General features: G+C 66.8%; 8 protein-coding genes. 7 read left to right on the forward strand and 1 reads right to left on the reverse strand.

Annotated elements, in window-relative coordinates; translation table 11 throughout:
* From VFA16_RS16480 to VFA16_RS16495, 4 genes are all read left to right on the forward strand, one after another.
* On the forward strand, positions 1-1764 hold a 1764-nt coding region (locus VFA16_RS16480; RefSeq protein WP_324968849.1), incomplete at its 5' end, for a thioester reductase domain-containing protein.
* Between the two features lie 23 nt (positions 1765-1787).
* The gene (locus VFA16_RS16485) at positions 1788-2696 is read left to right on the forward strand and encodes a metal-dependent hydrolase (RefSeq protein WP_324968850.1); all 909 of its coding nucleotides are present in this window, start codon (positions 1788-1790) and stop codon (positions 2694-2696) included.
* A gap of 33 nt (positions 2697-2729) precedes the next feature.
* Positions 2730-4502 carry an SDR family oxidoreductase gene (locus tag VFA16_RS16490; protein ID WP_324968851.1) on the forward strand — a complete coding sequence of 591 codons (1773 nt, stop codon included), beginning with the start codon at positions 2730-2732 and terminating at the stop codon, positions 4500-4502.
* On the forward strand, positions 4499-5590 hold the full coding sequence (locus VFA16_RS16495) for a PDR/VanB family oxidoreductase (protein WP_324968856.1): 1092 nt from the start codon (positions 4499-4501) through the stop codon (positions 5588-5590). Before VFA16_RS16490 ends, VFA16_RS16495 begins: the two co-directional genes overlap by 4 nt.
* Positions 5591-5671: 81 nt before the next feature.
* Here the strand turns inward: VFA16_RS16495 and VFA16_RS16500 are convergent, their stop codons facing one another.
* Entirely contained in the window at positions 5672-8104 is a 2433-nt protein-coding gene (locus VFA16_RS16500) for an FtsK/SpoIIIE family DNA translocase (RefSeq protein WP_414687743.1), read from the reverse strand.
* Between the two features lie 187 nt (positions 8105-8291).
* Here VFA16_RS16500 and VFA16_RS16505 point away from each other — a divergent pair, with 187 nt between their 5' ends.
* The 3 genes from VFA16_RS16505 to VFA16_RS16515 form a co-directional block, all read left to right on the forward strand.
* Positions 8292-8606, forward strand: a complete 315-nt coding sequence (locus VFA16_RS16505) for a putative quinol monooxygenase (protein ID WP_324968853.1) — start codon at positions 8292-8294, stop codon at positions 8604-8606.
* Positions 8606-9430 (forward strand): mycofactocin-coupled SDR family oxidoreductase, encoded by an 825-nt coding sequence (locus VFA16_RS16510; RefSeq protein ID WP_324968854.1) that lies wholly within the window; start codon positions 8606-8608, stop codon positions 9428-9430. Before VFA16_RS16505 ends, VFA16_RS16510 begins: the two co-directional genes overlap by 1 nt.
* A 3-nt stretch (positions 9431-9433) precedes the next feature.
* Positions 9434-10112, forward strand: a 679-nt coding sequence (locus VFA16_RS16515; RefSeq protein ID WP_324968855.1) for an SAM-dependent methyltransferase, incomplete at its 3' end; no start/stop codon positions are given.

Below are 10112 nucleotides of genomic sequence, written 5' to 3' on the forward strand. Positions count from 1 at the left end.
CAGGAAGTGCTGGTGGTGGCCGCCGAGGTGCGCGACGAGCACGCACTCCCGGACGCCAAGATGCTGGCGCGAGCCATCCGCAGGCATGCCCACATCGATCCGCACACCATCGTGTTCCTGCCGGCGCGCAGCATTCCCAAGACCACCTCGGGGAAGATCAGGCGCGCGCAGACCCGTCAGCTCTGGCTCGACGGCAAACTGCCCGTGCTGGCGAGCTACACCCCTCAGGCCCGTGAGGCGTCGGACGCCACCACGGGTCCGCTGGAACGCTTCCGCAATCTCATCGAGAGCTATGACCTCACTGGTGACGAGGACTGCTCCTTCGCCGATCTCGGTATCGACTCGCTGGCCCTGGCCGAGCTCCGCGCGGACCTGCAGGCCTTGCTGGAAGAGCATGGCGCGGGCGAGCTGGCCGAGGAGGTCAACACTCGCCTGCTCCAGCGCCTGACCGTCGCCGAGTTCTTCCGGCTCATGCGGGAATTCGGCGAGGACTCCGGGCAGCCGCTCAATGAGCTGCGCCAGGCGCTGGATCAGATTTCGGTCGAGTACGAGGAATACGAGACCGCCCGGATGCGCGCCGACACGCAGCTGCCGCTGCCGGGGCTGCCGCCCGCGCGAGAAGGCGCGCCGCGCGACGTCCTGCTGACGGGTGCGACCGGGTTCCTGGGGCCGTTCTTGCTGAGCAGCCTGCTCGGTCAGACGTCCTACAACGTCCACGCGCTGGTGCGCGCCACCGATGCGGCACACGGCCTGGACCGCATCGTCGCCTCGCTGCGCCGGGCGCAGCTATGGTCACCGGCTCGGGAAGCCGAGATCCGGGCGCGGGTGCGTGTCATCTGCGGGGACCTGGCCGAGCCCCACCTGGGAATCGGCGAGGCCGCCTTCCAGCAGCTGGCCGAGGATGTTGATGTCATCGTCCACAACGGCGCCCTGGTCAACTACGTCCGGACCTACGACGCACTGCGGCCCACCAACGTGGCCGGCACGCATGAGCTGTTGCGGCTTGCCATGACCGGGCACCGGAAGGCCTTCCACCTGGTCTCCAGCACCTTCATCTACGGCTGGAGCACCCTGCCGGTGGTCGGGGAAGACTACGCGAACGAGGAGATGAGCGGTCTGGACTTCGGCTACTCGCAGACTAAGTGGGTCGCCGAGCAGCTGGCGTTTGCCGCGCAGCGAAAAGGACTCGACGTGCGCATCTACCGGCCGTCGCTGATCTCCCCCACCAGCGCCGGCTACGGCAGCCAGGACGACATCTATGTGCGCCTGACGGCGTTCATGATCGAGCACGGACTGGCCGTCAACGCGCTGAACCAGATCAGCCTGCTGCCGGCAGACCTGATCGCGGATCACATCGTCGCGCTGATGGGCCTTCCAGCGGAGGCAGGCACTGTCTTCAATATGACCGCGGATGACTATTACAACCTCACTGACGTCACCCGGCTGTTGTCCGAACGCTACGGCTACCGCTTCACCTACCACGACATCCCGTCCTTCACCGAGCAGGTGAACCGCCGGTGCACGCCGCGCGACCCGCTTTATCCGCTGGTCGATTTCCTCACCCGTTCGGCCGATAAGATCGAGGCGATGCGCGACAAGCGCTACGACAACACCCAGTACCGGCATGCCCGCGCGCTGGCCAAGATCCGCCGGCGTGAGCCGGCGCTGGCCGAGACGGTCGATGACCTTGTCGGGTTCCTGCGGCGGGAGCGTCTGATCACCGAGGAGGAGAGGGGGATCCTCGACGGCGACGCAGTAGCCTAGCTACTACAAGGGAGGTCGTAACGATGTTCACTGTCGATGACCAGGCAGCGGGTCCTCACGACGCGTCGCTCGATCACGAACGCATCGTCCTGCAGGCGCGTGACGTGGAATTCGACTGGGCCAAGCTGCCGTTCTACTACGTGCCCAACGAGCCCTTCACCACTCACTTCTGCAACGTGCTGCATCTGCTGCTGCCCGCGGGCGAGGAGTGGATCGTCGAGGTGTTCAAGAAGGCGTTGCCGCTGATCCAGGACGACCAACTGCGGCTGGACGTGCAGGGGTTCATCAGCCAGGAGGCCATGCACTCCCAAGCGCACGCCGGTGTGCTCGAGCACTTCGCCGCTAAGGGCATTGACGTGACGCCGTTCACCGACCAAATCCGCTGGTTGTTCACCAAGCTCATCGGCGACCGGCCACGCTGGAGCGCGCGACGACGGCAGAGCTGGTTGGCCGAGCAGGTGTCGATCGTGGCGGCCATCGAGCACTACACCGCGATCTTGGGTGAATGGATTCTCGACACCCCGCAACTCGACGCGCTCGGCGCCGACCCGGTGATGCTGGACCTGCTGCGCTGGCACGGCGCAGAAGAAGTCGAACACAAAGCCGTCGCGTTCGACACCATGAAGCATCTGCGCGCCGGGTACTGGCGGCAGGTGCGCACCCAGCTGCTGGTGACGCCAGCGATGTTGTGGCTGTTCGTCCGCGGCGTGCGATTCATGTACTCGGTCGACCCTCACCTGCCGCCGGGGACCAAACCCCGCTGGCGCGACTACTTCCGTGCGGCGCGCCGGGGTTTGGTGCCCGGGCCGTTCGAGTTCCTGCGCGTCATCGGCGCTTATTACAAGCCGAGCTTCCATCCCTCCCAGTTGGGCGGTGTGGGAAGCGCGGTGGAGTACTTGGCCAAGTCGCCCGCTGCTCGCGCGTCTCACTGAGCACTCGCGCCGGCGACGATGCAAAGCCAAGCGATGAGGAGCGGCGCCATATTGGCCCGCAGGCACAACGTCACTGCGTCCGACGGCGTCGAGCTGGCCGTGCACCGGTACGGCGAGATCGACCAGCGACGCCCGACCATCCTGGCCGTCCACGGCTACCCGGATAACCACCACGTGTGGGACCGGGTCGCAGCGGAATTGGCCGACCGCTATAACGTCGTGGCCTTCGACGTGCGCGGAGCCGGTGAGTCTTCCAAGCCGACAGATCGATCGGGATACCGGTTCCCCCAATTGGTTTCGGACATCGGCGCGGTGATCGACAGCCTAGGGGTGGACGAGGTCCACCTGCTCGGCCACGACTGGGGCTCCATCCAGTGCTGGGCGGCAATCACCGACGACTCCGTCTGCGGCAAAGTGGCGTCCTTCACGTCGATCTCGGGTCCGCACCTGAACTACGCGGGCAAGTTTCTGCGGTCACCACGCACACCGCGCGCCGCCGCCGACGTCCTCAGACAGATCCTGGCCTCCTCCTACATCTGGTTCTTCTTGTGCCCGGGTGCGCCGGAGATCGCGATCCGAACCCGGGCAACGATGAAAGTCTTTGAGGCCGTTGAGCGCATCGGCCGATCGAGCACCCGCAGCCAGCGTCATACGGCCTACCGGTCGATCCGTGACTACCTCAACGGACTCAACCTGTACCGCGCCAACATGCCGGCGCCCATGCTGGCGCCGCCGAAGGAACTGCCGCAGACGACTGTGCCGGTGCAAGTTCTGGTAGCGCGCAAGGACTATTTCGTCTCTCCTCCCCTGCAGCGGTTCACCGGCTCGATTCCGGCTGGCAGCCGGGTTGTCCCGATCGAGGGCGGCCACTGGGTCGTGACCTCGCGTCCCGACGTCGTCGCCCGGCTCACCAGCGAGTGGGTCGACCGGGTCATCGAGGGCGCGTCTGGCGGAGGCGAATCCGTCGTGCACACCGGGCCGAGTGACGTGAAAGGCAAACTCGCGCTGGTCACCGGTGCAGGTGCGGGAATCGGCCGGGCCACCGCTATGGAGTTGGCTCGCCACGACGCCCGTGCCGTCGTGATCGTCGACCGCGACCTGGCCGCCGCGGAACAGACCGCGGAGGCTGTGCGGGCACTCGGGGCCGAGGCCGCGGTCTACCAGGCCGACGTCAGCGACGATGCGGCAATGGAGAACCTTGCGGCACAAGTACTTAGCAAGTATGGAGTGGTCGACATCCTGGTGAACAACGCCGGCATCGGGATGGCGGGCCGGTTCTTGGAGACAACGCCGGAGCACTGGGACACCATCATCGGCGTCAATGTCCGCGGGGTGATCAACGGCTGCCGGGCGTTCGGTGCCCAGATGGTCGAGCGCGGCCAGGGCGGCACGATCATCAACGTGGCGTCGGCGGCGGCGTTCCTGCCGTCGAAATCCATGGTCGCCTACGGCACCACGAAGGCCTCGGTGCTGGCGTTGAGCGAATCACTGCGCGCCGACCTCGCCGACGAGGGCATCAGGGTCACCGCAGTGTGCCCAGGCTTCGTCAACACCAATATTGCTAAGAGCACCGTCTACGCGGGAATGACGGCCGAGCAGCAGCAGCGGGCGCGGGAGAAGGCCGACGCGGCGTATCGGCGCCGCAACTACAGCCCGGAAGCCACCGCCAAGGCGATCGTCAAGGCGATCAAGACCGGCCCGGCGGTCATGCCGATCCCAGCCGAGTCCCGGGTGGCCTACGCGCTGCGCCGGATCAGTCCCTCGCTGCTTCGGCTCTTCGGGCGCTTGGACATTCGACAGACATAAGGGAACGCACTGTGCCACAGACTATTTGGAACAGTAGACCCGCCGACCTCTACGGTCGTCGCAAGCGGGACCGCGTGCTGACCGCATTGTGGGGCGTGGGTGTTCTCTTCGGCGGCTTGGCGTCGGCGTCGCGATGGACGCCATCGCGGGTCGCGCCGGTACAGCGCACCATCGACGCGGTGGTCACCAAACGCGAACTGCTCTGCCCCGACGTGGTCGCGTTGACGTTCGCCGACCCCGACGGTGGATTGCTGCCGTCCTGGACACCGGGCGCGCACATCGATGTGCGGCTGCCCTCAGGCCGGCGCCGCCAGTATTCGCTGTGCGGCCCGCCCGGACGGCGCACCGACTACCGCATCGCCGTGCGCCGGATCGCCGACGGCGGCGGCGGGTCGGTCGAGATGCACGAGTCGTTCGACGTCGGCGACACGCTGGTGTTCGAAGGCCCCCGCAACGCGTTCTACCTCGTCACCGACGAGCGGGACGTGCTGTTCGTGATCGGCGGCATCGGGGTGACCCCGATCCTGCCCATGATCCGGCTGGCACAGCAACACGGAATCAATTGGCGCGCAGTCTATGCCGGCCGCAGCCGGGACTACATGCCGCTGCTGGACGAAGTGGTGGCGGTGGCTCCGGATCGGGTTGCCGTGTGGGCCGACGACGAGCGCGGCCGGCTGCCCACTGCCGAGGACGTGCTCGCCGACGCCGGCGCCACGACCGCGGTCTACGTCTGCGGGCCGAGCGGGATGCTGGAGTCGGTGCGCGCAGCGCGCAACGAATATGCCGACGCGCCACTGCACTACGAACGGTTCAGCCCGCCACCGGTTGTCAACGGCATTCCGTTCGAGCTGGAACTCGCCCGCTCGCGGCGGGTGCTGTCCGTGCCGTCGAACCGGTCGGCGCTGGCCGTCATGCTCGACCGTGACCCGGCGACCCCGTATTCGTGCCAGCAAGGGTTCTGCGGCACGTGCAAGGTCAAGGTGCTGGCCGGTGAGGTCGATCGCCGGGGCCGCGCCGCGGAGGGCGACGACGAGATGCTCGTCTGCGTCTCGCGGGCAAAAAACGGGCGGGTAGTAATCGACGCCTGATCAGCGCATGAAAGCTTTGCGCCGAGCGTGCACTGGTGGCGAGATTTCGGCGGAGAATCCGCCCTGAATGCACGCTCGGCGCTACTCGGGTTCCTCTCCCCCGCTGCCGCGGATGGACGCCAACGTGGCGGCCAGCTCATCCGGCTTGACCAGCACTTCGCGCGCTTTGGAGCCCTCTGATGGCCCGACGATCCCGCGGGTCTCCATCAGGTCCATCAGCCGGCCGGCTTTGGCGAACCCGACGCGGAGCTTGCGCTGCAGCATCGACGTCGACCCGAACTGGCTGGACACCACCAGCTCGACGGCCTGCAGGAACACGTCCATGTCGTCGCCGATGTCGGGGTCGACGTCCTTGCGCTCGCCGGTGGTTTTGGCGGTAGTGACGCCCTCGGTGTACTCGGGCTCGGCCTGGTCCTTGCAGGCGCTGACGACGGCGTGGATCTCCTCGTCGGTGATGTATGCGCCCTGCAGCCGGATCGGTTTGCCCGCGCCCATCGGCAAAAACAAGCCGTCGCCCATACCGATCAGCTTCTCCGCGCCCGCCTGGTCCAAAATCACCCGACTGTCGGTGAGCGACGACGTCGCGAACGCCAACCGCGACGGCACATTGGTCTTGATCAAGCCGGTGACCACGTCGACCGACGGGCGCTGGGTAGCCAGCACCAGGTGGATACCAGCGGCGCGGGCCTTTTGGGTGATCCGCACGACGGCGTCCTCCACATCGCGCGGCGCGGTCATCATCAGGTCGGCCAGCTCGTCGACGATCGCGACCACATACGGGTAGGGCCGGTATTCGCGTTGGCTGCCCAGCGGCGCGGTGATCTCACCCGAGCGCACCTTGTCGTTGAAGTCGTCGATATGACGCACCCGGGAGGCCTGCATGTCCTGATAGCGCTGCTCCATCTCGTCGACCAGCCACGCCAGCGCCGCGGCGGCCTTCTTGGGCTGGGTGATGATCGGGGTGATCAGATGGGGAATGCCTTCGTACGGCGTCAGTTCCACCATCTTCGGGTCGATCAGAATCATCCGGACCTCTTCAGGAGTGGCCCGCGCCAGCAACGACACCAGCATCGAGTTGACGAAGCTGGACTTGCCGGAGCCGGTAGAACCGGCGACCAGCAGGTGCGGCATCCTCGCCAAGTTCCACGAAATGTACTCGCCCTCAATGTCTTTGCCGAGAGCGATCACCAGCGGGTGGTGGTCGCGTCGCGTCGACGGCGCGGTCAGCACGTCGGCCAGCCGCACCATCTCGCGGTCGGTGTTCGGCACTTCGATGCCGACCGCCGACTTGCCGGGGATCGGGGCCAGCATCCGAACGCTCTCGGTGGCCACGGCGTAAGCGATATTTCGCTGCAGCGCAGTGATTTTCTCCACCTTGACGCCCGGCCCCAGCTCGACCTCGTAGCGGGTGACGGTAGGTCCCCGCATGCAGCCGGTGACCGCCGCGTCGACCTTGAACTGCTGCAGCACCGACGTGATTGCCTCGACCATGCGGTCGTTGGCCGAACTGCGCCGTTTCGGCGGATCGCCTTTGATGAGCAGATCCAGCGACGGCAACGTGTACGGCCCCTCGACCACCCGATCCATTGGCAGGGTCTCGTGTTTCGGCGCCTGTTTGGCGGCGCGACGGCGAGTGCGGGCGGTCGGCTCCGGGATGGTGGGAGTGTCGTCCGGGGGGATCGGATCATCGCTCGGGAGCCACACCTGCGCTTCGTCGTCATCGTCGTATGATTCAGAAAATGACTCGGCCGCAAGGTCTTCGGCAACGTCTGGCTCCATGTCGGGGTAGATCCGGGTGCCGAACATGTCGCGCAGCGTCTCTGGAACCTCTCGGATTGTGGTCCCGGTCAGCAGCAGCACACCGAACAACGCTCCGATAAACAGCAGCGGCGCTGCGATCCATGCGGTCACGCCGTCCGACAGCGGCCCACCGATAGCGAATCCGATGAAACCGGCCGCGTGCCGACGTGCGTCGGGGCTCTGCGGCGAGCCGGCCCACAGATGCCACAGTCCCAGCACCGAGAGCCCGACCAGCGCAGCACCGAGGATCAACCGGGGCCGAGCCTCGGGGTTCGGCTCGGTGCGCATCAGCGCTACCGCCGCGGCAGCAGTGACCACGGGCAGCAGCACGACAGCTGAGCCGACGAACAGCCGCAGCGCCGAGTCGACCCATGCCCCGACGGGGCGGGCGGCGTCGAACCATGAGCCGGCGGCAATCACGACGGCGACGCCCAGCAGCATCAGCGCGATCCCGTCGCGGCGATGGCCGGGATCGATGTCGTGAGCGCGGCCCACGGACCGCGCCGTGGTGCCGGCACCTCTGGCCAGCATCAGCCAGGCGGCACGCACCGCGTGACCGCAACTGAGCCCCGCGGTGACGAGCAGGGACTGATTGCGGCGTTTCTTCACCCTCTTCCGAGGCGCGGCCGGTCGTGCGGGCCGGGAACTACCCCGCGAAGCGGCCTTTGACCTGCTCGTTCGGCTGCCGGATCGGGCGGCGGTCCTACTAGGCATGGTCGCAAGCCTAATCCCAAATGCACCATAGGCACCATAAGGCACACTAGTTACCGCCATGTGGGCAGCTCGCGTGCAGTGACACCTGGGTAGGGTGACAGCGGTCACGCCACAACCATGGCGGCGACCCGCTGCCCCCGGCTCCGCCGCGCTCGCGATCGCCGCTACAACCTCAGGAGGCCCCCGCATGCCTGTCGTCGTCGTCGCCACCATGACCGTCAAACCGGAGTCGGTCGACACTGTCCGCGAGATCCTGACCCGCGCCGTCAAAGACGTTCACGACGAGCCCGGCTGCCAGCTTTATGCCCTGCATGAGTCGGGCGAGACCTTCGTCTTCGTCGAACAGTGGGCTGACGCTGACGCACTCAAGGCGCACAGCACGGCGCCCGCGATCGCGACGATGTTCAAAGACGCCGGCGAGCATCTGGCCGGGGCGCCCGACATCAAGATGCTGCAACCCGTCGTCGCCGGCGACCCGTCCAGGGGACAGCTGCGTCCCTGATGAGCCAGCGCCCTCTCCAGGGAAAGGTCGCATTCATCACCGGCGCCGCGCGCGGCCAGGGCCGCGCGCACGCGATGCGGCTGGCGTCCGACGGCGCGGACATCATCGCCGTCGACCTCTGCGACCAGATCCCCAGCGTGCCCTATCCGATGGCCACCGCCGAAGATCTGGCTGACACCGTCAAGCTCGTCGAGGACACCGGCGCTCGCATCGTGGCCCGCCACGGCGATGTCCGCGATCGCGACTCGCTGGCCGCTGCCGTGCAGGCCGGCCTTGACGAGCTGGGCCGGCTGGACATCGTCGTGGCCAACGCCGGAATCGCGCCGATGCAGTCTGGCGCCGACGGCTGGCGCGACGTGATCGACGTCAACCTCACCGGCGTGCACAACACCGTAGAGGTGGCGATCCCGACGATGGCCGAGCAAGGCGACGGCGGCTCGATCGTGCTGATCAGCTCGGCGGCGGGACTGGCCGGCATCGGCAGCGCCGATGCCGGCTCGATCGGCTACACCGCTACCAAGCACGGGATGGTGGGCTTGATGCGGGTCTATGCCAATCTGCTCGCGCCGCATAATATTCGCGTCAACTCGATACACCCGGCAGGCGTCGACACACCGATGATCAACAACGACTTCACCCGCCAGTGGCTCGCCCAAATCGTCGCCGACTCCGATTCGCCGCCGGACATGGGCAACGCTTTGCCGGTGCAGGTGCTGCAACCTGAGGACATCGCCAACGCGGTGGCGTGGCTGGTCTCCGACCAGGCACGCTACATCACCGGCATCGCCATGCCGGTCGATGCGGGCTTCTTGAACAAAAAGTAACCGATGGGGCGAAATCCGGCGGCGCAGACAGCCTTTGGCCCGATGGTGCTGGCAGCCGTCGAACAACACGAGCCACCCGGACGGCGGCTGGTCGACGACGATCTGGCGGCCGCATTCTTGCCGGCGCCAACGCGGTTGCTCACCGGCGCAGCCCGCTCGCCGGTGCTGCGCCGGATGATCGTCAACGCGATCGACCGTTCCGGCCCGGGATTGTGGGCCAATCTGACCTGCCGCAAGCGCTATATCGGCGACAAGCTCGACGAAGCGCTGGCCAGCATCGACGCGGTCGTCGTGCTGGGCGCCGGATTGGACACGCTCGCCTACCGGTTGGCCCGGCGCACCCACGTTCCGATCTTCGAGGTCGACCTTCAAGTGAACATCGCCCGGAAGGCAGCGACCGTGCAGCGCGCCCTGGGCGAGCTGCCGCGGTCAGTTCGGTTGGTGGGGTTGGACTTCGAGCGTGACGACTTGCTCACGACGTTGGCCGAGTATGGCTATCGCATCGACTACCGCACCTTCTTCATCTGGGAAGGCGTGACGCAATACCTCACCGCCGACGCGGTACGAGCGACTTTGGACGGGCTGCGGCCCGTCGCGCCGGGCAGCCGTCTGGTCTTCACCTACGTGCGACTTGACTTCATCGACGGCACCAATCTGTATGGGGCTGCGTCGTTGTACCGGA

This window comes from Mycobacterium sp., assembly GCF_035653355.1.
Taxonomy (GTDB): domain Bacteria; phylum Actinomycetota; class Actinomycetes; order Mycobacteriales; family Mycobacteriaceae; genus Mycobacterium.